The organism is Micromonospora sp. NPDC049101 (assembly GCF_040648675.1).
Classification (GTDB): Bacteria; Actinomycetota; Actinomycetes; order Mycobacteriales; family Micromonosporaceae; genus Micromonospora.
In genome coordinates, this window is the sequence record NZ_JBEZED010000029.1 from 58,737 (window position 1) to 84,674 (window position 25,938).

Annotated in this window: 14 protein-coding genes and 2 pseudogenes; 11 read left to right on the forward strand and 5 right to left on the reverse strand. The window is 69.8% G+C overall.

Features of this window, described 5'->3' with window-relative positions; translation table 11 throughout:
• Positions 1-84: 84 nt before the first annotated feature.
• Complete coding sequence (locus AB0B57_RS30290; protein ID WP_357077388.1) at positions 85-552, reverse strand: VOC family protein; 468 nt, start codon at positions 550-552, stop codon at positions 85-87.
• A 107-nt stretch (positions 553-659) separates the two neighbouring features.
• Between AB0B57_RS30290 and AB0B57_RS30295 the strand changes: the two genes are divergently transcribed.
• The 3 genes from AB0B57_RS30295 (at position 660) to AB0B57_RS30305 (ending at position 8,897) form a co-directional block, all read left to right on the forward strand.
• Positions 660-1,460, forward strand: coding sequence for a helix-turn-helix transcriptional regulator (locus AB0B57_RS30295; RefSeq protein WP_357077392.1), 801 nt, complete (start codon positions 660-662; stop codon positions 1,458-1,460).
• Between the two features lie 152 nt (positions 1,461-1,612).
• Positions 1,613-5,977: a glycoside hydrolase family 9 protein gene (locus AB0B57_RS30300; RefSeq protein WP_357077476.1), complete on the forward strand. Its 4,365-nt coding sequence runs from the start codon at positions 1,613-1,615 to the stop codon at positions 5,975-5,977.
• A gap of 25 nt (positions 5,978-6,002) precedes the next feature.
• The gene (locus AB0B57_RS30305; protein WP_357077395.1) at positions 6,003-8,897 is read left to right on the forward strand and encodes an AAA family ATPase; all 2,895 of its coding nucleotides are present in this window, start codon (positions 6,003-6,005) and stop codon (positions 8,895-8,897) included.
• Between the two features lie 69 nt (positions 8,898-8,966).
• Here AB0B57_RS30305 and AB0B57_RS30310 read toward each other — a convergent pair whose 3' ends face one another.
• The 3 genes from AB0B57_RS30310 to AB0B57_RS30320 form a co-directional block, all read right to left on the reverse strand.
• A complete protein-coding gene (locus AB0B57_RS30310; protein ID WP_357077398.1) occupies positions 8,967-12,572 on the reverse strand; it encodes a phosphatidylinositol-specific phospholipase C domain-containing protein in 3,606 nt (1,201 codons plus the stop codon).
• A gap of 230 nt (positions 12,573-12,802) precedes the next feature.
• Entirely contained in the window at positions 12,803-13,447 is a 645-nt protein-coding gene (locus tag AB0B57_RS30315) for a Wadjet anti-phage system protein JetD domain-containing protein (RefSeq protein ID WP_357077479.1), read from the reverse strand.
• Positions 13,444-14,085 carry a response regulator transcription factor gene (locus AB0B57_RS30320; RefSeq protein ID WP_357077401.1) on the reverse strand — a complete coding sequence of 214 codons (642 nt, stop codon included), beginning with the start codon at positions 14,083-14,085 and terminating at the stop codon, positions 13,444-13,446. The genes AB0B57_RS30315 and AB0B57_RS30320 overlap by 4 nt, the downstream gene beginning before the upstream one ends.
• A 400-nt stretch (positions 14,086-14,485) precedes the next feature.
• On the opposite strand from AB0B57_RS30320, the pseudogene AB0B57_RS30325 reads away from it, so the two are divergent.
• Positions 14,486-14,587: pseudogene (locus tag AB0B57_RS30325) on the forward strand (universal stress protein); the annotation flags it as partial.
• 61 nt (positions 14,588-14,648) lie between these two features.
• Complete coding sequence (locus AB0B57_RS30330) at positions 14,649-15,515, forward strand: universal stress protein (protein WP_357077404.1); 867 nt, start codon at positions 14,649-14,651, stop codon at positions 15,513-15,515.
• A 100-nt stretch (positions 15,516-15,615) separates the two neighbouring features.
• On the opposite strand, the pseudogene AB0B57_RS30335 reads toward AB0B57_RS30330, so the two are convergent.
• Positions 15,616-15,758, reverse strand: a pseudogene (locus tag AB0B57_RS30335) (aquaporin family protein); the annotation flags it as partial.
• A gap of 130 nt (positions 15,759-15,888) precedes the next feature.
• Between AB0B57_RS30335 and adhE the strand changes: the two are divergent.
• From adhE to ppdK, 6 genes are all read left to right on the forward strand, one after another.
• Positions 15,889-18,453: a bifunctional acetaldehyde-CoA/alcohol dehydrogenase gene (adhE, locus tag AB0B57_RS30340; RefSeq protein ID WP_357077408.1), complete on the forward strand. Its 2,565-nt coding sequence runs from the start codon at positions 15,889-15,891 to the stop codon at positions 18,451-18,453.
• A gap of 40 nt (positions 18,454-18,493) precedes the next feature.
• The gene (locus tag AB0B57_RS30345) at positions 18,494-19,063 is read left to right on the forward strand and encodes an SRPBCC family protein (protein ID WP_357077411.1); all 570 of its coding nucleotides are present in this window, start codon (positions 18,494-18,496) and stop codon (positions 19,061-19,063) included.
• Positions 19,060-20,013 (forward strand): nitroreductase family protein, encoded by a 954-nt coding sequence (locus AB0B57_RS30350; protein WP_357077413.1) that lies wholly within the window; start codon positions 19,060-19,062, stop codon positions 20,011-20,013. Before AB0B57_RS30345 ends, AB0B57_RS30350 begins: the two co-directional genes overlap by 4 nt.
• The gene (locus tag AB0B57_RS30355; protein WP_357077416.1) at positions 20,010-20,486 is read left to right on the forward strand and encodes a nitroreductase/quinone reductase family protein; all 477 of its coding nucleotides are present in this window, start codon (positions 20,010-20,012) and stop codon (positions 20,484-20,486) included. Before AB0B57_RS30350 ends, AB0B57_RS30355 begins: the two co-directional genes overlap by 4 nt.
• 116 nt (positions 20,487-20,602) lie before the next feature.
• Complete coding sequence (locus tag AB0B57_RS30360; RefSeq protein WP_357077419.1) at positions 20,603-23,005, forward strand: phosphoketolase family protein; 2,403 nt, start codon at positions 20,603-20,605, stop codon at positions 23,003-23,005.
• A 269-nt stretch (positions 23,006-23,274) separates the two neighbouring features.
• Positions 23,275-25,932, forward strand: coding sequence for a pyruvate, phosphate dikinase (gene ppdK, locus AB0B57_RS30365; protein WP_357077422.1), 2,658 nt, complete (start codon positions 23,275-23,277; stop codon positions 25,930-25,932).
• The last annotated feature ends 6 nt before the right edge of the window (positions 25,933-25,938 follow it).

Consider the following 25,938-nt stretch of genomic DNA (forward strand, 5'->3'; position numbering starts at 1 on the left):
GTGCCCTCCGGTTGTTCGGCCCCACCGATGGTATCCAGAGCAGCGCACCGACCGGGACGGGCGCCGGGTCCGGAGTCGGCGCTCCTACGAGGGCAACTCGAACAGTTCCAGCTGGATGCCGTCGGGGTCACGGAGATAGAGGATCTTCGTCCCGGCCAGCGCCCCCGCTTCGACGCCATCGCCGTCCTGGAGCACGACCGGATCGGCGTTGACGTGCACGCCCCGCCGCACCAGGTCGCGGTGCGCCGAGTCGAGGTCGTCGACCTCAAAACACAGGTGCATCACCCCAACGTCAGAGTTGCGCCCGGTGAAGGGCCTCGGCTGCGGGCTGTCGTACTGGATGAGTTCCAGCAGGACGTTGTCACCGGCCAACGCGAAGGATGCCCGCATCGACGCGTTCTCGACCTCGACAACCGCACCGATCGCCGGGTTCGTCGCCGAGATCGTCACGCCGTTCGGCGCGATGCCGAGGACGTCCTCGTACCACCTCACCGACCGCGTCAAATCGCTGACCGGCACTCCGATGTGATGCATCCTGGTCACTTTGCTCATGATCCCCATCCTGAAGGGCCGAGCTACCACTGTGGAAGGCACAGGTCTTCCGCGTACCGCCGGTACCACCCAGCTCCCCGGAGGACCGATGGCGGATCATGGGGTTCATGAATGACCTCGGAGCCGCGCTGCGGGCCTGGCGGGATCGCACGGACCCGGCCGCTGTCGGTCTCCCGAACGCATCACCTCGCCGCGTCGTCGGGCTACGACGCGGCGAGCTGGCAGCACTGGCCGGCATCTCCCCCGAATACGTGGCACGCCTCGAACAGGGCCGGGCCGCCACACCATCGGCGCAGGTGTGCACCGCCCTGGCCCGCGCGCTACGACTCTCCGACGACGAGGAGGCGCACCTGATGCGCCTTGCTGGCTTCGCCGCGGCCCCGGACCGGATACCCCACCTGATCCCCGGCAGCCTGCACCGCGTCATCGACCACCTCGACGACACCCCGGTGGCCGTCTACGACGCCGTGTGGCGGCTGCTGCACTGGAACCGGCTGTTCGCGGCCGTCTTCGGCGACCCCACCGGCGCCATCGCCGACGATCGCAACGCCCTGATCGTCCAGTTCGAATCCCGAAACCCCCGAGTCCGCCAGACCGACACCGAGCGCGCCTACTTCGAGCAGTCGTTGGTGGCCGACCTGCGCGCCACCAGCGCCCGCTATCCCAACGATCCCGACGTGGCGGCACTGATCTCGCGGATGGCCGGAAACGACAGGTTCTGCCACCTCTGGGCCCTCGGCGCGGTGGCCCCTCACGAGAGCGCGCACAAGACCGCCGTACACCCGGACGTGGGCGCCATCCCGCTGGACGCCAACGTTTTGACCACCCAGAACACCGACCTGCGCCTCGTGGTCCTCACGCCTCGGCCCGACACCGCCGCTCGCGAGAAACTGAATCGACTGGGCTGACCACACCGGATCCGCTCTGGACCAGGGCACGTCGAGGCCGCTCAGGCCCGGATAGGCAATTTCTACCGATGCGGTGCGGGGCTCCGCTGCCGCATCGTCTCCGTGATCTCGGTGGCGGGCGACGAGGTCGGTCTGGAGGATCTGACGTGGGCATGGTGCGCAGGCGGCTGGCCGCGATCATCGCATTGACGACGGTGTCGACGGTTCTGTACGCCCTGGAACCGTCGACACCGGCGGCAGCGGTAGCACGGGACCTGACCGTGGGGTCCTGGAACATGCAGGGCCAGCGTCAAGGGGGCGAAGGGCCTCCGGAGTCGCGGTGGGTGGCCGGTGTGCAGCAGATGCTCAACCAGGAAGGGGTGCAGGTCGCCGCGCTCCAGGAGGCGGGCAGCGAACCTCCCCCCCGGGCCGTGTGGACCGATCGGAGGTTCACCGAGGCCGGCGTCACCGAGCATCTGTACAACATCGGCACGAACGACCGCCCGGACCTCGTGCAGATCTACTGGGCCGACACCGGTCAACAACGCAACGGCCTGGCCATCGTCACCCGGGAGACGGTGAGCGACGCCGTGATCCTGCCGGTAGGCGGGCGATTCAACTCGCGGCCGATGATGGGCGTCCAGATCGGCTCTGACTGGTACTTCACCGCCCACGCGCTGTCCAACGGTGCGGACCGCGCCAACGACGCCGCCGACATCATCGAGACGGCGCGGCAGTTCATGGCCGGCCGCCCCACCGGCGAATGGATGGTGCTCGCCGACTTCAACCAGGACCCGGCACGGATGCCGGCCGCGTTGCAGAGCCACATCGTCGCGGCGGGCCAGCCCACCCACGAGGGCGGCGAAGAGCTGGACTTCGCCTATGCCAGCAACGGGAACAACAACACCATCAACGCCGAGGTTCGCGGCGGGAACTCCGACCACAGGTATGTCCGTTACGTCGCGAACGCCGGCTGTGGCTCCGGCGGTGGCCTCGCGCCCCGGACGACCGCCGAGCGGGACTGTTACGCCCCGGTCCCCGGCGACACGTACCGCTTCTTCGCCCGCCACCTGGAGCACGCGGTGATCGCGTTGAAGACGAACGACGGCGACGACATCGGCCCACACGTCAGGACGCCGCGCGGCAGCCTCGACGAGGCCCTCCAGGTGCGCTTCAGCACGGCGGGAGGCCAGTACCAGCTCGCCTGGCCGCAGGCCGACCCGGCGACCGAGCGGTGCCTGTCCTGGGACGCGAACTCCCGGAGCACCGGCAGCACCCTCTGCTCGGAGCAGGCAGAGGTGTCCCGGTGGCAGTTCAAGGACGGGCAGATCTTCACGCCTGGGCTCGGCGGTTCCCTGCAACCCTCCGCCAACGCTCTCGGAGCGCGGCTGGTGGTCGGGCAGGACTTCTACCAGTGGCGCCCGGAGCCCCGCAACGGCATCGGCCCGCGCTGGGACCCGATCGGTGAGTTCCGGGACGCCACCCCGGCCGGCTCGGAGACCCACTTCCCCGACCTCGACGGCGACGGCGACGCCGATCACGTCATCGTCCAGCCCGACGGTCGGATACCGGCGTGGCGCAACGACGGCGCCCGATCCACCTGGACCGCCCTCGGTGACATCAGCCCTCCGGACCGGGGTCTGCCCGGGACTGTGCACTTCGGCGACCTCGACGGCGACGACCGGGACGACTACCTCCGGTTGCTGACCGCAGACGAGTCGCCCACCGGGACCCGGGTCATCTGGATGTCCCGCAACGAGTCCGACGGCGCGCAGAAACGATGGGGATCACCCACCACCGTGGCCAACAACCTGCTCTACGAGAACCCGCGCTTCGTCGACATCGACGGCGACGGAGACGACGACCTGATCAACTCGGATCGGCTGAGCCACGCCAGCCTCTGGGAGAACCGGTCCCCGGGCCGGACGCCGGTGCCGGGCGACTGGCACTCGGTCAGCGGCTTCGCGACCCCCGCCGACGGCTATTACCAGACGTCGTTCACGGATGTCACAGGTGACCGCCGGGCCGACGTGCTGCGCGTCGACTACCCCAGCGGCAAAGTGCAGGCCTGGGAGAACACCGGCGCACCGTGGAGCGCAACGACCGGCTGGCGGTCACTGGGCCCGATCCGTGACGATGGCCCGTTCGCCGGCACCACCGGCCTGTTCGCCGACCTCGACGCCGACCTGATCAGCGACTTCGTCCTGGTCAGCGCCGCCTCCGGCGGCCTCGACGGTTGGCTGCTGCCCCGGTACGGCAGCGCGGATCCCGGCCCGGGGCAGCCCGGCCAGGGCGGCGGGCAGGACCTGCCGGCGGGAACGCTGCCGGCGTACGGGGGTGGGCCACCGCGACCGCAGCTCGACGGCCGGCTGTTGCAGAACAGCACGTTCACCGGCACGGACAAACCGTGGTGGGTGAACGCCGGGATGACGCCGAAACTGGACGGCGGGACCTTCTGCGTGACCGCGCCCGCGTCCACCAACCCGTGGGACGTCCTGGTCGGGCACAACAGCATCTACCTGCCCGGCGGCGCCACGTACACGCTGCGGTTCCGCGCCCGCACGAACACGGCGGCGAACCCGCTGGTCTACCTCGCGCCCTTCGACAACCCCAGCAACGTCACGTACCTGAACAAGGGCTTCACCACCGGCACCGCCTGGAAGGAGTACGAGTACACCATCACCACGACCTACCCGGAGCCGTACCGGTTGGCCCAGCTCCAGTTCCGCCTCGGCAAGTCCAGCACGCCGTACGAGTTCTGCATGGACGACGTGACGCTCACCGGCGCCGAGTACGCGTACCAGGCCGCCACCGGACCGGACCTGACGGTGAACCAACACGGCTACCTGCCCAACGGGCCCAAACGGGCGACGTTGCGGTACGGCGCGTCCCACGCGGTGCCGTGGACGCTGCGCCGCGCCGGCGGCGGCGCGACGGTGGCGACGGGCCGAACCACCCCGACCGGCTTCGACGCATCGGCCAGCGCCATCACCCACGTGATCGACTTCAGCCACGTCACGGCCACTGGCCGGTTCGAGTTGGTGTACGACGGCTGGGTCGACAAGCCCAGTCACCCGTTCGACATCCGCGCCGATCTGTACGACCGGCTGCGCACCGACGCGACACGCTTCTTCTACACCAACCGCAGTGGCATCGCGATCGACGGGGGTATCGCCGGGGCGGCGTACGCCCGCCCGGCCGGGCACGTCGCGGAGTCACCCGGCGGTGGCGACACCCAGGTGCCCTGCCAGCAGCCGAAAACGTTCCTGAACAACTGGACCTGCGCCTACCGGCTGGACGTCACCGGCGGCTGGTACGACGCCGGCGACCACGGCAAGTACGTCGTCAACGGTGGCATCGCGACTTACCAACTCCTGTCGGCCTGGGAGCGCAACCGGCCGGCGGCGCTCGGCGACGGCACCCTCGCCGTGCCGGAACGCGGAAACGGTGTCCCGGACATCCTCGACGAGGCCCGCTGGAACCTCGACTTCATGCTGAAGATGCAGGTGCCCGACGGCCTCCCCCTGGCCGGCATGGTCCACCACAAGGTGCACGACGAGACCTGGACCGGGCCGCCGATGCTGCCGCACCAGGACCGGAAACCCCGGGAACTGCACCGCCCGTCGACCGCGGCCACCCTCAACCTGGCCGCCGTCGCGGCCCAGGCAGCGAGGATCTACCAGGCATACGACGCCGGCTTCGCCGCCCGGCTGCGGGCGGCGGCCGAACGTGCGTACGCCGCGGCCCGGGCCAACCCGGCACTCTTCGCACCATACGAGGACCGCAGCGGCGGGGGCCCCTACAACGACGGGGACGTCTCCGACGAGTTCTACTGGGCCGCGGCCGAGCTGTACCTGACCACCAAGGACGCCACCTACCTCACCGCCGTCCGGGTCAGCCGGTTCCACACCGCCGGTGCGGCCTTCAGCCAGAACGGCTTCTACTGGGGTTCGGTGGCCGCGCTGGCCCAACTCGACCTGGCGCGGTTCGGCACCGAGCTGAGCGACCGTGAACAGATCAAGGGATGGGTGGTCGCCGCCGGGGACCGGTTGATCTCGTTCCAGAAGGCCGAGCGCTTCGGGCAGACCTACACCCCCACCACGGGACGCTACGACTGGGGCTCGAACGCGTCCATGCTGAACAACCAGGTCGTCCTGGCCACCGCCTACGACCTCACCGGCAACGACAGGTACGCCGACGCCGTCTTCGAGGGGCTCGACTACCTGTTGGGCCGAAACGCCCTCGGGCAGTCCTACATCACCGGCTACGGCAGCAACGACGCGAAGAACCAGCACAGCCGGTGGTACGCGAAATCCTTCGACGCCCGGTTGCCGAGCCCGCCGGTGGGATCGGTTGCCGGTGGGCCCAACTCCAGCCTCCAGGACCCGCTCTCGGCGAGTTGGTTACACGGGTGCGCCCCACAGCTCTGCTACGTCGACAATCTCGAAGCCTGGTCGGTCAACGAGATCACCATCAACTGGAACTCCGCACTGACCTGGGTTGCCGCATTCGCCGCCGACGTGGCTGGCCGTCGATGACCGGGCTGACCGCGCGGGGCAGCCGATGGATCTGAGGACGATGCTGACCTCCGCTGACTCTCCAGGGTTTCTGATCGGGCGTGGGCCCGAACTCGCGGAGCTGTGGGACGCCGTGCACCGGCTGCGTCTCGGCACCGGCGGCGTGGTCTGGATCGAGGGCGAGCCGGGAATCGGCAAGTCGTCCCTCGTGGCCGCCGCTGCCCACGTTGGCAGAGAGCTGGGCTGCCAGGTGTCCGAGGGTGTCGCCGACCAATTGGCTCATCCGCCACTGCTGGGCGTGCTACTCGACTGCCTGGAGATCAGGCCGCGCTCGACGGATCCCCACCGGGCGCGGATCGCGGAGTTCCTGACCGACAGGCGATCCGTCCTCGATCTGGCCGATGCCGGTCACGCCGCGGCGGCCGTGGAGATGGTCGTCGCCCTGGTCGACGAATTGTGCACCGCCGGCCCGATGATGCTCCTCGTCGACGACGTGCAGTGGGCCGATGACGCGTCCATCGATGTGTGCCGCCGGCTGGCCTCGGTCGCCGCGTACCTGCCGTTACTGCTGGTCCTCTGCTACCGTCCCGGCACTCACCGGTCGACCGTGCGGCGGTTGCGCGCCGTCGCACTCCGGCGGGACGTGGTCCGCGTCCCGCTCGGTCCCCTGGCCCCGGAGTCGGTCCGTGATCTGCTCGCCACACTTGTGGGCGTGCCACCGGGGGGCGGCCTCGTCCGGCTCGCCGCTCAGGCGGTCGGCAATCCACTCTTCCTGCGGGAACTGGTCGAGTCACTGGTTCGCGAAGACCTGCTGGACATCGGCGCGCAGGCCGAGGTGCGCGACTCAGATGTCGGCGTGGTCCCGAGGTCGCTGGCCGCGGCCCTCGAAGGCAGGCTGAGTTCCGTCCCGGCCGGCACCGTCGAGCTGATGCGGACGGCCGCGCTGCTCGGCGGCGAATTCGCGGTCACCGAACTCGCCGCGCTGCTCGGCCGTCCGGCGATCGACTTCTCCGCCGACCTCCAGGAGGCGGTGACGGCAGGCATCCTGGTCGAGGCCGGCCCTCGGATGCGGTTCCGGCATCCGTTGCTCCGGCAGGCCCTGTACGACGGGGTGCCGGCCGCGTTGCGCGCCGCACTGCACCTGGACGTGGCACGGGCCTTGGAGTCCGCCAGCGTCGAACCGCAGCGTGTCGCTCAGCATCTCCTCGCCTCCGGCGTTGTCGGGGACCGCTGGGCGCGGCGGTGGCTGGCCGAGGCCGGACCGGTGCTGGCCGGTTGGGCACCGCACCTCGCGGCCGAACTGCTCCGTCGCGAAGTGGACCACGACCCGGGTGACGAGGACGTACGGGTGAGGCTCTGCACGAACCTGGCGCGGGTCCTCATCGCTGGCGGCGAGCACGAGGAAGCCGCGCAGCGGGTGCGGCAGACCCTGGGGTTGGTCGTCGACCCGGACGACCGCGGGCAGCTGCACTGGATGCTCGCCCGCGCGCTGTTCAGTGGCGGGCACAACACCGCGGCGGTGGCCCACCTGCACCGGGTCCTCGCCCGAGCTGACCTACCCGACGCCTGGCGGGCCCGGCTGCTCGCCTCGCTGGCGATGTTCCAGCGGGCGGGCTCCGGAGACCTGGCGGCGGCGGACGCCACCGCTCGGGACGCGCTGCGCACGGCAGCCGTGGCCGGCGACGCTTTCGCGACGGCGTACGCGCTGACGGGTCTCTGGGCCAGCCACTCCGTGCGACGGCAGCACCGGCTCGCCCTGCACAGCGCGGAGGGGGCGATCGAGGCGCTGAGCTTCGTCCCCGACCACGTCGACCTGAGGGCGTTCGCCCTGCACGGACGGATCTTCTCGCTGCAGAACCTGAGCCGGTGGACGGACGCGGAGGCAGCGCTGCGTGAAGCCCGGGACTTTCTGCGCACGGCCAACCGCATGGACGACACGACCGCCGGGGTGACCGCCGCCGTGTTGCTGTTCTGGCTGGGGCGGTGGGACGACGCCCTGGCCGAACTCGACGCGGTCGCGCAGGACACCTCGACGTCGACGTACCGTGGGCTGCGCGAAGGCGGCCCGGGGCGGCTCCGGCACGGTGTGTCCGCGCTCATCGCCGGTCACCGGGGCGAGCGGGCCAGGGCCGCCGCCCATCTTCGCGCGGGATTCGACCGCCCGGTCGTGACCGTCGCCGATCGGGAAAACCTCGACTTCCTGCTCGTGGCGCGGTCCCTCGCCGCCGAGCAGGACGGCGATCTGCGGATGGCGTTGGATCATTTGGGCGCTCTTCTCGACCGGCGGCCAGGGGAGATGACCCTGACCCACCAGTGGCTGCCGCGGTTCGTCCGACTCGCTCTCGCGGTCGACGACCGGTCAGCGGCGGAGGCCGGGGTACGCGCCTGCCTGGCGGAGGCGGCGGCAGAGCAGGTGCCGGCGCGAGCCGCCGCGTCCGCTGATCGGTGTCGCGGCCTGCGCAGCGGCGACCCGGCGACTATTCGTTCCGCCGTGGCGCACTACCGGGCGAGCGGGGTGCCGGTGGAGCTCGCCGGGACGCTGGAGGATCTCGCTGTGGTCCTGGCCGAGCGGGGCGACACCGCGCAGGCGCGGGTCTCCCTGCACGAGGCGAGCGACCTGTACGGCGGGTTCGGCGCTACCTGGGACATCCGCCGGGCCGAGGCCAGGCTGCGCAGTCGCGGGGTACGGCGGGGCGTACGGGGTACCCGGGCCAACCGGGCCAGGCATGGCTGGGCCGCGCTGACGCCAACCGAACGGAAGGTCGCGATGCTGGTCGCGGCAGGCCGTTCGACGTCGGACATCGCGCAGAGCCTGTTTCTCACCCGCCGAACGACCCAGACGCACATCTCGCGGATCCTGGCGAAACTCGGCCTCCGCAGCCGGGTGGAGATCGCGGGCGCGGCGCTGCGCGAGGCCCCGGACGGCATCGTCGACCGCTGACGGGCGTTACCGGACGGTGCCACCCGTCGGGGCCTCGCCGGGCCCGGACGGGTGGCACTCACACTGCCGCTAGTTGGCCGGACCGATGAGCCGCCAGGGCTCCAGGTCCGCGTTGGCCCCGGTGCCGGGCACGTTGCCCTGGGTCCACCACTTGGCCTGCCAGACCTTGCCGGCGTACTTCACGCTGATGTTCTCCACCGACTGGGTCGCCGGGTTGTAGATTTTGCCGGCGTCCCAGGCCGGCGCCGAGCATCCGCCGGTCGCCGGGATCACCTTCGCGGCACCCCGGTTCTGCTCCGGCACCGAGGCGAACGTGGTGCCGCCCAGCTTGAGGGTGGTGTTCACCGGCCCGGTCGCCGGGATGTAGTAGATGATCGGCACGTCCAGGCTCTGCCCGGCCGGGATGATCTGGCAGTAGTCCAGGGTGAGGCTGACCCGGTGGAAGGCGCCGGAGAGCCCGGTGCCGACATTCGGGCCGGTGTGCCCGGCCTGCACCTTCCACCGGCCGCCCTGGGCGCCGGTCTGCCAGTTGCCGTCCTTGACCAGCGGGGGTGTCGAGGTCGGCAGGTCGAAGGAGATGACGTTGTCCCTGCCGCCACCGATGGTCACCCCGGTGTTGTTGCTGATCCGGACGGTCGGGGTCAGCGGCCACAGACTCGCCGTGTCGGTCGGGTAGCGGATCAGGTCGACTGTCACGTCGAGGGCCAGTGCCGGACGCTGCACCGAACTGCCGGCGCCGCGGCTGTCGCCGTACGCGGCGGCGCCCTGGAGCCGCTCGTGCAGCCGGTTGGTCAGGGTGTAGCCCATCACGCAGGGGTTGTCCGGGGTCGCCTCGGCCGGGCACTCGTAGTCACCGGAGAGTTCCCACATCATCACACCACCCGCGCCCTTGCGGTTGACGTAGTCGACGACCTGGTCCAGACCTTCGGTGTCCTGGATGGAGAGGTAGGTCTTCTTCTCCGGGTTCCACAGCCACGCGGTCCGGGTCGTCGCGTCCCAGTACCGGTCGTACGTGCCGGTGCGCCGGTCGTTCGGGTCGCTGTCCGGCGTGAGGCCGACCGACTTCGCGTAGCGGGGGGTGAGGTCGCGTTCCAGGTTCTTGGCGTGCCACATCGGGTTGACCCCGGCGCCGACCTCCTGACCGTTGGCGTCGAGGTCGTGCCAGATGTTGTCGATGCCGAGCGCGCCGCCGCCGCACGGACGGACCAGGCCGGTACCCGGCTGACAGTTGCTGCCGACGGACCTGCCCCACATACCGTTGCTGCCACCTGTGACGTTGCGCCAACCCCGGGTGTAGTACGGGATGCCGATGTTGATCCGCCCGGCCTGCATCGCGCCGCGCAGGTGGTGGAAGGCCCAGTCGGTGTTGAAATAGCCGATCTTCTGATATTCCGGCGTGGAGTACAGGTCGCTCAGCTCCGGGTCCTTGCCGTCGTCGTGTAGGGCGGCGTTCGGACCGACCACCTCGTTCCAGGAGCCGTGGTAGTCGTACGCCATCAGGTTGGTGTAGTCCTGGTAGCGCAGCGCCTTCTGGTTCTCCATCCCCCGCACGAGATAGCCGGAGGCCGACGTGGCAGAGGTGAGCAGGTAGTAGCGACCATTGGTGGCGGATGCCCGGTCCAGCTTCTCCCGCAGCGTCTTCATCAGGGCCGTGTACGAGGTCGGCAGTCCCTTGCGGCGGGACCGGGCATCGTTCCAGTCGTTCGGGTTGCCGGTGTCGTCCAGCACGGTCGGGTACTCGAAGTCGATGTCGACTCCGTCGAAGCCGTACCGGCCGAGGAAGTCGACGACCGAGTCGGAGAAGGTGTTGATTCCGGCCTGGTTGGTCGTACCGTCGGCGTTGGTGGTCATGCCGTAGAAGCCACGGCTCTCCGCCCAGCCGCCCACCGAGATCAGCGTCTTCACCCGGGGGTGCTGACGCTTGTAGGTGGTCAACAGGTTGAAATGCCCCCGGTACGGCAGGCTCTGATCCATCTCGGTGCCGGGAACGTTCCAGGTCATGCCGGTTGCCGGGTTGTTCGGGCCATCCGCGCCGACCGAGATCCGGTTGTTCTCGACTCGGGCGAAGGCGTAGTTGATGTGGGTGAGCTTGGACCACGGCATGTTCTTGACCAGGTAGGAGGGCTTGCCGTCGGCTCCGGTACGGCTGCCGTTGAAGTAGCCGATCACCCGACGGCTCCGGCCCTGGCCGAGCCACTCCCGGCCGTCGCCCTGGTACACGCGGCAGTAGGGGGTGGCGGTACCGGCGGTCGGGATCATGCCGTCCGGGCGGCACTGCGCGTGGTCGGTCGGCACCACCGGGCGGGTGCCGCCGTTGTCACCGCCGGCATGCTCCTCCATCGGGTCTCCGGCGCCGCCGTTGCGGCTGCCACCGGCCCGGCCGGCGGGGTTGCGAGCGACGATCTCGTCGATCAACTTCCCGCCCGGGAAGTCCATCATCATGATGCCGAGGCGGTCCATGGTTTCTCGTCCACCGAAGTTGCCCGCCCGGTTCGGATAGAACTCCGGGCACCGGTCGTTGCCGCCCCGCAGGCACTGAATGAGGAACTCGTTGACCCCGGTCGCCCCCGGGGTACCGCCGGCGACCGTGTACGGATGGGCGAGGCCACCCGTACCGCTGGTGAAGTTCATGTACAACGCGCCCGGCTCGTGATCGTGCCGAGTCTGCTCGCCACGGTTGGCGTCCCACACCCCGTTGGTCTTGCGCAACTGCGTTCGGACCCTCTCCCACTTGTCGTCGATGTCGCTGATCTGGGGGACGTCGTAGTCGTCCTGCACGTAGGCGTCGTAGGAGCCGCCAGCGGGGTAGAGCTGCCCGATCCCGTAACCCCCGTAGATACCTCCGGCCGGTCCACGGAAGCCGAGCAGGACGATCTTTCCGCGGACGGCGCCGAGGGTCGGCGTGGTCGTCTGCTCGACACCGTCGACCGAGTCGCTCCAGAACAGGCTGTCCCAGGCCTTACCCTGTCTCGTCTCGTCGCCGATGCCGGTGTGGTAGCGCCCGGTCAGGTACGAGTCGAACACCTTCCGCCGCCATTCGGTGTTGCCGTAGCCCTCGGCGTCGGCACAACTCGTTCCGTCGGCCAGGCACTCGGCCTTGAGATTCAGGAGCACCGTCTCGGTCGGGTTCGCCCGCAGGAAGGTCTCGATCTTCGTGAGGACGTCGGTGAAATTGGCCCACTGGTAGTAGACCCCGTGGTGGACGGTGAACGTCAGCCCCGCGTCCCCTTGGTCCACCCGGACTCGGATGTCGATCGACCGGATACCAGCATCCAGCTGGGTGGCCAGGGTCTCGGCGCTGTACCCGAGGCGTTCCTGCGTCTGGGTGAGGCTCGTCGAGATGTACTCGCAGTCGCTGCCGTTCTGGCTCGCCGAGTGCCCGCAGAGGGCGAGAGTGTCGTGGGTGCCGGGAATCGACAGATCGGCCAGGCTGGCGTCGTCCGACACCCGTGACATCCAGTCCCGGTTCGCCTCGGCGGCGGATCCGATGCTGCTGTAGTGGTCGTTGGCGAAGGCCGGCGTGGCCGGACCGGCGACAGCTGTCGCGGTCGTCGCGACCAGGGTCAGGACGAGCAGGGCGATCGCTGGCCTCGGCTGTCGGGAGCGCCGTGGCCACCGGAGAATCGGCTTCTTCGCCGGACCCGGTGGGGCGGATGCTGAGTGTGTCGTCGGCATGGCAGACCTCCGGCAGGCGTAATCGCGCGTGCGAACACGCATCGATCGAACTACCTGCAGTCTTGGTGCCACGCCGCGTCGAGACATCTGTCAGATGACGACGATCTACGCTGATGACGACGGGGGTCCCGCGGGGCCTATGCGTCGGGTAAGAGGAAGTCGGTCACGAAGCAGGTGGTCTCTCCGCGCCGCGTACGGCCAACCCAGGTCTGACAAGTTCGTCGCCCTCTTCAGCGGGAACGCGACCAGAACGTTCTCGTCACCCTCGTCGCCGGAGCAACCATCCACCTCCGAGCGCGGCATGACGGTGGGTCCGGCAGGTCTGGAACCGTCCGTGATGCCCTCCCTAAAGAGGTAGGCTTCAATCCGATGCCGCCACGGCAACACCAGCACCCGGCCCACCTCATCGAGACGACAGAAGACCCTCTACGTCCGAGAGGACCATCTCCTGGAAGCGAAAATCCCCGCCCGACGGGACGGGGATCGCTCGAAACGCGAAGAGAAATCACGCTTCGTGGGGAAATCTCCCGGATCCGGTTGAGGATCTCGAAGCCGTGCGTGTCAATATCGCCCCAATAAATCGACGTGTTGCAGCGGGCCGAGGCGCTGGCGGCCCTGCCAGCTTCGAATGCCGACGTTTTCGGGATTAATCGAAGGGGGTGCAGCCGGTCGCCAAGGCCTGCGAGGGCGCTAGCAACCGAAGTCGGATTTCGCCAGCCCCGGCAGGCAATTCGCGACCGACCGGTGCCGCGACCAGGAGCCGTTGGGTCGATTGCCGCACCGCGAAATGCTACGCCGGCGGCTGCACGCTGTCTGCGACACCGCAGCGGTCGGCGACTGACACCACCACTGTCTTCGGCTGCCCTCCGGGTCAGTGTGGGCGCTCGCCGAGCAGCTTGGTGGCCAGCACCGCAGCCTGGGTGCGGCGTTCCAGACCGAGTTTGGCGAGCAGGCTGGACACGTAGTTCTTGACGGTCTTCTCGGCGAGGAACATCCGGCCAGCGATCTCCCGGTTGGTCAGGCCCTCGGCCACATATTCCAGGATCCGGCGTTCCTGGTCGGTCAGACCGGCGAGTTCGCGCGGCTGCTCGACGCCGTTGCGAATGCGCTCCAGGACTCGCTGGGTGACTGCGGGGTCGAGCAGTGACTGGCCGGCCGCCACCCGGCGTACCGCGTCGACCAGGTCGGTGCCCTTGATCTGCTTGAGCACGTATCCTGCGGCGCCAGCCATGATCGCCGCGAACAACGCCTCGTCGTCCTCGTACGAGGTCAGGATCAGCCCTTTGATCGTCGAATCGACAGCCCGCACGTCGCGGCACACGTCGATGCCGTTGCCGTCCGGCAGCCGGGCGTCGAGCACCGCGACGTCGGGCCGCAGCGCCGGGATCCGCCGAGTCGCCTCCTGCGCCAGACCGGACTCGCCGACCACCTGGATGTCGCCGGCCGCCTGCAGCAGGTCAATCAGGCCGCGACGGACGACCTCGTGGTCGTCGAGCAGAAAGACACGGATCATGCGTCCTTCCTACCCTGCCGTGCGGCTTGACACCAGCGGCGGCACCCCTGTCGTCCAGGCGGAGGGTGAGAGGCCACGTGCTGGCACCGGTGGGGCCTGTCGGCCCACGGAGAGCCGCCGTTCGGCACAGCCGGAAGCGACACACCCCGCTCAGGTTGGTGAGCGAGGAGTGCGTCCGCGACGGGCTGCCCGGTTCCGATGTGGCCAGCTCCCGCGAGGCCGGATCGTCCCACACCAGCCAGGCCGGCGAGGGCCGGAAGACCTGCGGTGACGGGACCTCACGCTCTGCCCCTTGGGTGGGGGCACTCCGAGGATCGAAGCAGAACGTGGGAGGAGCCCGCCATGAGGGCTACGGAGATCATCGCCGCAACCGGCGGCACGGCATGCGGCTGGACGCTCGATGTTGCCGCGAAACGCGGCATTGGTGGTGTTCGGCAACCGGAGGCACGGCGGGTTCGCCAGCCTGTGGCCGGGCTCGGTGAGCCAGCGGGTCGCCACCCACGCACCGCGCCCGTGCCGCGCGGATCGAGCGCGGCCGGCCGTACCGAGAAAGGAGTCACGTCATGACCACCAAGAAGATCATCGTCGGTTACGACCGGTCGACCGAGGCAAGGGCCGCCGCGTCCTGGGCGCTGGACGAAGCCGCCCGCACCGGCGCCCCGGTGGAGTTCTTCTACGCCTGGGAGTGCCCCACCTGGGTGCCCGCGGCGTCGATGATCCCAGCGGCGGAGGTCTGGCCGGACGGCGAAGCGGAGCGCTCCCTGCGCGCCGGCCTTGAGGAGGCGGTGGGCGACGCGAAGCTGAGCCACCCCGACGTGCGCACCACGATCTCCATCGTGCACGCACCCGCCGCGCTGACGCTGATCGACCGGTCCGCCGAGGCGAGCGTCGTCGTGCTCGGCAGCCGTGGCCACCACGCGATCGCCGCGCTGGGGTCGCTGACCGTGGCGGTCAGCGCCCACGCCCACTGCCCGGTCGTGGTGGTACGCGGCGCGCCTGCGCCGGATGCCCCCGTGGTAGTCGGTGTGGACGACTCCGACTGCGCCCGGCTCGCGCTCGAGTTCGCCATCGAGCAGGCCGCCGCCCGCGGTGTCCCGCTGCGGGTCATCCGAGGCGGCACCTTCGCCGCCGGCCTGGTCGAGGAACGCCCGAGCGTGGTGGAGCAGATCATCCGGCAGCAGAGCGACGCCGTCGGCGAGCTACTGGCCGAATGGCACCAGAAGCACCCGGACGTGCAGGCGACCGCGACATATCTGGCCGAGCATCCGGCCGACGCGCTCACCGAGGCGGCCGCCGGAGCGCAACTGGTGGTGGTCGGCAGCCGTGGGCGCGGCGCTCTCCGCGGGATGCTGCTCGGCTCGGTCAGCCAGCACCTGCTGCACCGGTCGCCGTGCACGGTGGCGGTGGTCCGGGAAATCCCGCAGGCCTGAACCCTGGCCGTGAACGCTGGACCGCCCCGGCCGGCCGGGGCGGTCCAGCCGTCTCCAGCGGTCCAGCCGCCTGCAGCGATGGCCACCAGCGCGCAGCGTCACCGACACCGATGACCGTGACCGCCGACAGGCCGACGAGCTGAGCGCCGACGAACCAGGTACGAACAGCGGCGCGAATCCGGCGAAGGTGTCCGTCGAGGCCCGCCCGGTGGTCACCGCCGGCTTGGCGAAGCTGGTGCTGCTGTAAACCCAACGGACGGCCGCCCGGTACGGGCGCGGGCCGGTGGTCCTGTCCTCGCGGGCCCATCGGCCGTGCCGCTACCGATCGACGGAGACCTACGTTCGAGAGGACGGACCGACGGAGGGCAGAAGCATGATCGAGACCTTGGTTGAGAACGGTCTCAAGGCGTTGGCCGACTACGACTCCTACGACCAGACACAGGTCGACGAGATCGTGAAGAAGGCGTCGGTGGCCGCGCTCAGCCGGCACGCCGCACTCGCGATGCTGGCGGTCGAGGAGACTGGCCGCGGTGTGTTCGAGGACAAGGCGGTGAAGAACATCTTCGCCTGCGAGCACGTCACCAACCACATGGCCGACATCCGTACCGTCGGGGTGATCGCCCAGGACGACATCGCGGGGATCACCCAGATCGCCGAGCCGGTCGGGGTGGTGGCCGCGGTGACGCCGGTGACCAACCCGACCTCGACCACCATCTTCAAGGCTCTGCTGGCCCTCAAGACCCGCAACCCGGTGATCTTCGCCTTCCATCCGGCGGCGCACCGCTGTAGCCGGGAGGCCGCCCGCACGGTCCGCGACGCGGCCGTCGCCGCCGGTGCGCCGGAGCACTGCGTCCAGTGGATCGAGGAGCCGTCGGTGGCCGCGACGAACGAGTTGATGCAGCATCCCGGTGTCTCGGTGGTCCTGGCGACCGGCGGTAACGCCATGGTTCGAGCCGCCTACTCCACGGGCAAGCCGGCGCTCGGCGTCGGCGCCGGCAACGTCCCGGCGTACCTTGAGGCTTCGGCCGACGTGGCCCGCGCGGTCAACGACGTGGTGCTGTCCAAGTCGTTCGACAACGGCATGATCTGCGCCTCCGAGCAGGCCGTCATCATCGACGACGCGATCCGGCCCGCCGCCCTTGCCGAGTTCCGGCGACTGCACGCCCACGTCGCGACGCCGGAGGAGAAGTCGCTGCTGGAGACGCTGCTCTTCGGCAGCGGAAAACTCAACCCGGACGTGGTCGGGCAGTCGGCGACCTGGATCGCCGAACACGCCGGTTTCCCGGTCGCCCCGGACACCTCGATCATCCTGGCCCCGGTCGATCGGGTCGGCCCGGGTGAGCCGCTGACCCGGGAGAAGCTCTGCCCGGTGCTCGCCCTGCTGTCGGCCACCGGTCACGACCAGGCCTTCGCGTACGCCGAGCAGATGGTCGAGTTCGACGGTCTGGGCCACAGCGCCGTCATCCACACGCAGGACGCAGAACTGGCCGAGGCGTACGGCCGTCGGGTCAAGGCCGTCCGGATCATCTGGAACGCACCGGCCTCGCAGGGCGGCATCGGCGACATGTACAACGCCTTCCTGCCGTCACTGACGCTGGGCTGCGGCAGCTACGGCCACAACTCGGTGTCGCACAACGTCACCGCGGTCGATCTGATCAACATCAAGCGGGTTGCCCGGCGTACGAACAATCTGCAGTGGTTCAAGGTTCCGCCGAAGATCTACTTCGAGCCGAACGCGATCCGTTACCTCGCCGACATGCCCGACGTGCACCGGGTCACGGTGGTCACCGACCACACCATGACCAAGCTGGGGTACGTGGACCGCGTGCTGTCCGTGCTGCACCGCCGCCGCGAGCAGGTGGCCTTGCAGATCATCGACGACGTCGAACCGGAGCCCAGCGTGCGCACCGTCGACCGCGGCGCCGAGTTGATGCGCTCGTTTCGGCCGGACACCATCATCGCGCTCGGCGGGGGTTCGGCGATGGATGCCGCCAAGGTGATGTGGCTGCGCTACGAGCACCCCGAGGTGGTCTTCGCCGATCTGCGGGAGAAGTTCTTCGACATCCGCAAACGCGCCCTCAAGTTCCCCACCCTCGGCACCCTGGCCCAACTCGTCTGCGTCCCGACCACCTCCGGCACCGGGGCTGAGGTCACCCCGTTCGCCGTCATCACCGACACCGCGTCCGGCAAGAAGTACCCGCTCGCCGACTACGCCCTCACGCCGAGTGTGGCGATCGTGGACCCGGTGCTGGCCGCCGACCTGCCGGCGGTGGTCACCGCGGACAGCGGCTTCGACGCGCTCACCCATGCGATCGAGTCGTACGTGTCGGTCTACGCCAGCGACTTCACCGACGGTCTGGCCCTGCACGCCATCCGGCTCATCTTCGGCAACCTCGCCCGGGCCGTACACCACGGCGCCGCCGACCCGCAGGCCCGCGAGAAGATGCACAACGCCGGGACGATCGCCGGCATGGCGTTCGGCAGCGCCTTCCTCGGCATCGTGCACGCCATGTCGCACACCCTGGGCGCGACCTTCCACGTCGCACACGGACGCACCAACGCGATCCTGCTCCCACACGTCATCCGCTACAACGGGGCCGTGCCGAGCAAGCTCACCGGCTGGCCCAAGTACGAAAGCTACCGGGCGCCGCAACGCTTCGCGGACATCGCCCGCACCCTCGGGCTGCCCGCGGCGACCGACGCCGAAGCGGTCGAAGCTCTGGCCACAGCGATCGAGAGGCTGCGCGACGAGGTCGGCATCGAACCCTCGTTCGCGGCCGTCGGCGCGGACGAACGGGCCTTCCTCGCGGCGCTGCCGCAGCAGGCGCTCAACGCGTACGAGGACCAGTGCGCGCCGGCCAATCCCCGAATGCCGATGCTCGCCGACATGCAGGACCTGATGCGCGCCGCGTACTACGGATCGGCGACCGCCGGCTGAGTAAGCCGGGAGTGCCACTTTCGCTCAGGAAGGAGAGGTCATGAAGGGAACAGTGCTCCAACGGCCCGGGCGGTGGCTCACGTGGGGAGCCACGACGGGCGAGGTGGCGGCCACGCTGCCCGGCGACGAGCTCCTCGCCGACCCGGACATCGTCTCCACCCGGGCGGTCACCATCGGCGCGCCACCCGAGGCGGTCTGGCCCTGGCTCGTGCAGATGGGCAGCGGTCGCGGTGGCGCCTACACCTACGACTGGATCGAGAACCTGTTCGGGCTCGACATGCACAGCGCCGACGAGATCCTGCCGCAGTTCCAGCACCTCGCCGCCGGCGACGAACTACCGCTCGGCAAGAGCGGGCCCGCCATCCGGGTCGAGGTCCTCGACCCGGAGCGGACGCTGGTGTTCCGGTCCGCCGATGGCACCTGGGTCTGGGCCTTCCACCTGCGCCCTGACGGGGCGGGCACCCGGCTGATCAGCCGCAACCGGATCGCCCTGGCGGGCAGTCCCGGGCCGGCTCGGATCGCGTACCGCCTGGTGATGGAGCCGGGGAGTCTGGTCATGGAGCGCCGGATGCTGCTGGGTATCAAGCAGCGCGCGGAAGGCGCGTCATGAACGTGCTCGCCCGGTGCGTGGCGGCGGCGACGCTCGCCCCTTCGCTGCACAACAGCCAGCCATGGCTTTTCCGGGTCACCGGCCGGGAAGTGCGGGTGTACGCGGACCGCAGCCGCCAACTTGACGCGCTGGACGCGTCCGGGCGCGAACTCCTGATCAGTGTCGGTGCGGCCCTGTTCACCCTGCGGCTGGCTCTGCGGGCAGAGGGTTGGCGCACGACGCACGTCCTCTTCCCGGAACCGGACTCGCCCGACCTGGTGGCCCGGGTGCTGCTCGATCGCGAAGCCCCACCGACGGAAGCCGTGACGACGTTGGCCAAAGCGATCGCCCGGCGGCACACCAACCGCTGGCCGTTCGCCGACTCGGCGGTGTCTGCCGACGCGATCGAGGTGCTGACCGCGGCCGCCGCGGACCAGGGGGCGGCACTCACGATCGCCGGCCCGGTCACCCGCAACGCCATCCTGGGGCTTGGGCACCAGGCCGAGCGCCGGCTGCGCACGAGCGGTCGCTACCGGGCCGAGCTGAGCCACTGGACGAGGCCCACGTCCGGCCGCCACGACGGCATCCCAGCCGCCGCCATCGGGCCGTGGGACGCCCTCGAACGGATGCCGATCCGAGACTTCGGCCTTGTCCACCCGCAACCATGGCGGACAAGTGAGTTCTTCGAGGCACATCCGACCATCGCCGTGCTCGCGACGGTCGGTGATGGCAGGCACGACTGGGTCCGCGCCGGTCAGGCGCTTCAGAACGTCCTGCTGGCGGCCACCCGGCTGGGGCTGGCCACCACACCCATCAGCCAACCGGTGGAGGTTCCGGCGATCCGCGAACTGCTCACCGACACCGCGGCCGGCCGTTGGGCGCAGATGATCATTCGGATCGGGTACGGACCGCAGGCTGCGGTGACACCGCGCCGGCCGCTGTCGGAGGTTCTGCGAAGGAGCGACAAGTGACAATTCGACGATCATGGCGCATCCGGATGTACCGGGGCGGTCGCCCCGGTCGCCTGGCGCGGGTGCTCAACCGGATCGCCGCCGCCCAGCACAGCAGCGGATTCCTGGCGCCGCCGGCCTGGGTGACTCTGGAAGTGGTCGGCCGCAGGAGCGGGCGGACGGTGGCCTTCCCGTTGGTGATGACCGTTCATGACGGGGAGCGCTACGTGGTCTCGATGCTCGGGCGCCGGGCCAACTGGGTGGCCAACGTCCGGGCCGCCGACGGCGCGGCCACCCTGCGGCGTGGCCGGCGGGAGCCGGTCCGGCTGGTCGAGGTCGACGTGGCGGAACGAGCCTCCATCCTGCGCGAATATCTCGCCAAGGCACCGGGTGCCCGCCCGCACTTCCCGATCGACAGGCATTCCTCACTCGCTGAGTTCACCGCGATAGCGCCGGAGTACCCGGTATTCCTGATCAGAGCGGCGGTGCCCTGAGGTCCCGGCGCGGGGGGCCAAAGGTCCTTAGGCGGACGGCTTCCGGCCCTGGGTGGCCGACCCCGGCTGGGTCTAGCGTGACTCCTGACCAGCCGAGATCTGTGGAAGGAATTACCGTGACCGCGGTCGTATCCCAACCTCGTACGCTCGCCGAGCTCGACGACACCGAACTCGCCCGTCTGGACGCGTGGTGGCGCGCCGCCAACTACCTGACCATCGGACAGATCTACCTGCAGGGCAACCCGCTGCTGCGCGAGCCCCTGTCGGCTGAGCACATCAAGCCGCGGCTGCTCGGCCACTGGGGGACCAGCCCGGGTCTGTCGCTGATCTACGCGCACGTCTCCCGGTTGATCCGGCACACCGGTCAGCAGGCGATCTACCTGGCCGGTCCGGGTCACGGCGGCCCGGCGCTGGTGGCCGCCGGCTACCTGGAAGGCACCTACAGCGAGGTCTACCCGGACGTCAGCCAGGACGAGGCCGGGATGCTGCGCCTGTTCCGGCAGTTCTCCAGCCCGGGTGGTATCCCGTCGCACGTGTCGGTGACCACCCCCGGCTCCATCCACGAGGGCGGCGAGCTGGGCTACGTCCTGGTCCACGCGTTCGGCGCGGTCATGGACAACCCGGATCTGCTGGCCATCGCGGTGGTGGGCGACGGTGAGGCCGAGACCGGGCCCCTCGAGGGCTCCTGGAAGGGCGTGTCCTTCCTCAACCCCGAGCGCGACGGCGCGATCCTGCCGATCCTGCACCTCAACGACGCCAAGATCTCCGGGCCCACCGTGCTGGGGCGAAAGGATCTCGAGGAGGTCCGCAACCTGCTGCGTGGCCACGGCTACGACGTCATCGAGGTCGAGGGCTCCGACCTACCCGGCATGCACCACCGCTTCGCCGCCGCCCTCGCCGCTGCCTGGACGAGGATCCGCGACATCCAGACCGCCGCCCGTGACGGTTCCTGGGACGGTACCCGCCCGACCTGGCCGCTGATCATCCTGCGGTCACCGAAGGGCTGGACCGGACCGGACTCCGTCGACGGGATCACCGTCACCGGGACCTGGCGGTCACACCAGGTGCCGTTGTCCGGTGTCAAGGACAACCCGGAGCACCTGGCACTGCTGGAGCGCTGGCTCAGGTCGTACCGTCCGGAGGAGCTGTTCGATTCCGCCGGCGCGCCGGTGGCGTTGATCCGGGACCAGGCTCCCGACGGTGACCTGCGGATGAGTGCCAGCCCGCATGCCAACGGCGGGGTGCTGACCCGGGATCTGGACCTGCCGGACTTCCGTGCCTACGCGGTCCACGTGCCCCGGCCCGCGCAGCAGCGAGCCGAGTCGACGCGCAAGCTGGGCGAGATGATGCGCGACATCTACACCCGCAACGCCGACCGGTTCCGGTTGTTCTGCCCCGACGAGACCAACAGCAACCGGCTCGGTGCCATCTTCGAGGTCTCCGACCGCGCCTTCATGGAGCGAGTGACGCCGGAGGATGTGGCGCTCAGCCGCCACGGCCGGGTCATGGAGGTGCTCAGCGAGCACAACTGCCATGGCTGGCTGGAGGGCTACAACCTGACCGGCCGGCACGGCATGTTCGCCACGTACGAGGCGTTCGCCATGGTCAGCGCCTCGCAGACCGTGCAGCACGGCAAGTGGTTGCAGGAGGCCAAGAACCTGCCGTGGCGCGAGAAGGTGCCCAGCCTCAACGTGCTGCTCACCTCGACGGCGTGGCGCAACGACCACAACGGCTTCTCCCACCAGGGGCCCGGCCTGATCCAGGTGGTGCTCACCCAACGCGGCGACGTCGCCCGGGTCTACCTGCCGCCGGACGCCAACACCCTGCTGTCGGTGGCCGATCACTGCTTCCGGTCGCGGTCGTACATCAACCTGATCGTGATCGACAAGCAGCCGCAGCTGCAGTACCTCTCCATCGACGAGGCGATCGAGCACTGCGCCCGCGGCGCGGGCGTCTGGGACTGGGCCGGCACCGACGACGGCACCAGCGACCCCGACATCGTCCTCGCCTGCGCCGGCGACGTGGTCACCATGGAGACGGTCGCGGCGGCACAGATCCTGCGCGACCGGCTGCCCGGCTTCAAGGTCCGCGTGGTCAACGTCGTCGACCTGATGGCCCTGGTCCGACCCAAGGACCACCCACACGGCATGAGCGAGACCCTGTTCACCGAACTGTTCACCGACACCGTCGACGTGGTGTTCTCCTTCCACGGCTACCCCGGCGCGATCCACCAGCTCGTGCACGGCCGCCCGGACGCGGACCGGTTCCGCGTCCGCGGCTTCATTGAGCAGGGCACGACCACCACCCCGTTCGATATGACGGTCCGCAACAGGGCGTCGCGGTACCACCTCGTGATGGACGCCATCAACAACGCCAAGCGACTCCCCCGCGGCGCCGCGGACCTCAAGGCGTGGTGCCAGAGTCAGCTCGACCGCCACGAGACGTACGTGGTGGAGCACCTGGAGGACATGCCCGAGGTGCACGACTGGGCGCTCGGCGACTGGGCCGCACGCGGCTGAGCCGCACCGAGACGGAGGCGCCGACTGGCGCCACCGTCTCCCGACGCGGCCCGGCTGCAGCGGCAATACCTCGAGGCGGGTGGCGGTCAGCCACCCGCCTCCCTGCTTCCCACCTGTGGCGTAGATGCCCGGAAGGACGCAGGTCAGGGCCCCAAGACCACGTCACCACGCGCGTCTCGCCACGGCCCGCCGATGGGGGTCGTCCGGCCCTACGGCGAAGAACCTCGACGGGTCTACAAAGGAGGAAAAGGGAAGGGGTGACAAGTGCCATGACCCGATACGTCTACGACTTCACCGACGGCAACAAGGACCTCAAGGACCTACTCGGCGGCAAGGGCGCCAACCTGGCCGAGATGACCCTGATGGGTCTGCCGGTGCCGCCGGGGTTCACCGTCACCACCGAGGCGTGCCGCGCGTACCTGCGCACCGGCACGATGCCCGCCGGCCTGTTCACCGAGGTCGAGCAGCACCTGCGGCTGATGCAAAACCGGATGGGCAAGGCCTTCGGCGAAGCCGCGGATCCGCTGTTGCTGTCGGTGCGCTCGGGTGCCAAGTTCTCGATGCCGGGGATGATGGAGACAATCCTGGACATCGGCCTGAACGACGCGAGTGTGGTCGGACTCGGCCGGCAGAGCGCGGATGAGCGGTTCGCCTGGGACTCGTACCGGCGCCTGATCCAGATGTTCGGCAAGACGGTTTTCGACGTTCCAGGCGAAGCTTTCGAGGAGGAGCTGACGGCCGCCCGGTCGATCGCGGGCGTCGCAACGGACCCGGAACTCGGCACGACTCAACTGCAGGACCTGGTACACGCGTACAAGAAGGTGTTCCGCGAGCACACCGGCCGGGACTTTCCGCAGGCGCCGCACGAACAGCTGTTCCTGGCGATCGGAGCGGTGTTCCGCTCATGGAACGCCGAACGCGCCATCGTGTACCGCCGGCAGGAACGCATCCCGCAGGACCTGGGCACCGCGGTCAACGTCATGGCGATGGTCTTTGGCAACCGGGGGGCGAACTCCGGCACCGGGGTCGCCTTCACCCGGGACCCGGCCACCGGCCGGCGCGGCGTCTACGGCGACTACCTGCGCAACGCTCAAGGGGAGGACGTGGTCGCCGGGATCCGCAACACCGTGCCGCTGGCCGAGCTCGCCGCCATCGATCCAGCGAGCCATCGGAAGTTGCTGTCGATCATGCAGCGGCTTGAGCGGCGTTACCGCGACCTGTGCGACGTCGAGTTCACCATCGAGAACGGCACGTTGTGGATGCTGCAGACCCGGGTCGGCAAGCGCACGCCAGCCGCCGCGTTCGTCATCGCCGCCCAGTTGGTCGACGAGGGCAGCATCACCCTGGATGAGGCGCTGCAGCGGGTCACCGGCGAGCAACTGGCCCAGCTGATGTTCCCCAGTTTCGACACCACCGCCGCTCCCCCGCCGCTGATCACCGGCGTGCCGGCCTCTCCGGGCGCGGCCGTCGGCGCGATCGTCTTCGACTCCGCCGCCGCTGTGGCGGCGACCGAGCCGGTCATCCTGGTGCGCCGGGAGACCAATCCCGACGACCTGCCGGGCATGATCGCCGCTCAAGGCATCCTGACCTCGCGCGGCGGCAAGACGTCGCACGCCGCGGTGGTCGCCCGAGGCATGGGCAAGACGTGTGTCTGCGGCGCCGAGGAACTGCGCATCGACGGCGACGCGGTCACCGTGGCGGGTCGCACCCTGCACGCCGGTGACGTCATCTCGATCGACGGGACCACCGGAAAGGTCTACCCGGGATCGGTCGCCGTGCGGCCCTCCGCGGTGGTGCGGTACTTCGAGGGCGAGCTGGCGGCGGACGGTGACCCGTTGCTCTCCGCGGTGCAGCGGCTGATGATCCACGCCGATCACCGGGCCCGGCTCGGTGTGCACGCCAACGCCGACACCAGCGCCGACGCCGCCCGAGCCCGCCGCTTCGGCGCCACCGGGGTCGGCTTGTGCCGAACCGAGCACATGTTCCTCGGCGACCGCCGCCGGCTGGTCGAGCGGCTGATCCTGGCCGAGGACGACGTTGCGCGCGCCGGAGCCCTCCAGGCGCTGCTGCCCCTGCAGCGGGCCGACTTCGAGGAGCTGTTCGCCGCGATGGACGGGCTGCCGGTGACCGTGCGGCTCATCGACCCCCCGCTGCACGAGTTCCTGCCCCCGTTGGAGGAGCTGACCGCCCGGGTGGCCCACGCGGAGGCGCTCGGCGTGGACCCGGGCCACGACGGCACGCTGCTGACGGCGGTGCGGCGGATGCACGAGCAGAACCCGATGCTCGGGCTGCGCGGCGTACGTCTGGGCCTGGTGATCCCGGGGCTGATCGCCATGCAGGTCCGCGCGATCGCGGAGGCCGCGGCCGCTCGGGTCGCCGCAGGCGGCGACCCGCAGCCGGAGATCATGGTTCCACTGGTCGGAGCGGTTCAGGAGCTCGAGACGGTACGCGCGGAAGCGGAGTCGGTGCTGGCGAACGTGCCGGGTGCGCCGCCGATCCGGATCGGCACCATGATCGAGGTGCCCCGGGCCGCCCTGACCGCCGGGCAGATCGCCTGCGTCGCCGATTTCTTCTCGTTCGGCACCAACGACCTGACCCAGATGACGTGGGGTTTCTCCCGCGACGACGTGGAAGGCGCGTTCTTCGGCCGGTACCTCGAGCTGGGCATCTTCGCGGTATCACCGTTCGAGAGCATCGACCGCGACGGTGTGGGCGAGCTCGTCCGCACCGCCGTCGAGCGCGGCCGTGCCACGCGGCCCGACCTGACCGTCGGGGTCTGCGGCGAGCACGGCGGCGATCCGGCCTCGGTGCGGTTCTTCCACGACGCCGGCCTGGACTACGTGTCCTGCTCGCCGTTCCGGGTGCCGATCGCCCGGCTCGAGGCCGGTCGCGCCGCGAGCGCGGCGGCCGGCTCGGACAGCCGGTAGGAGGTC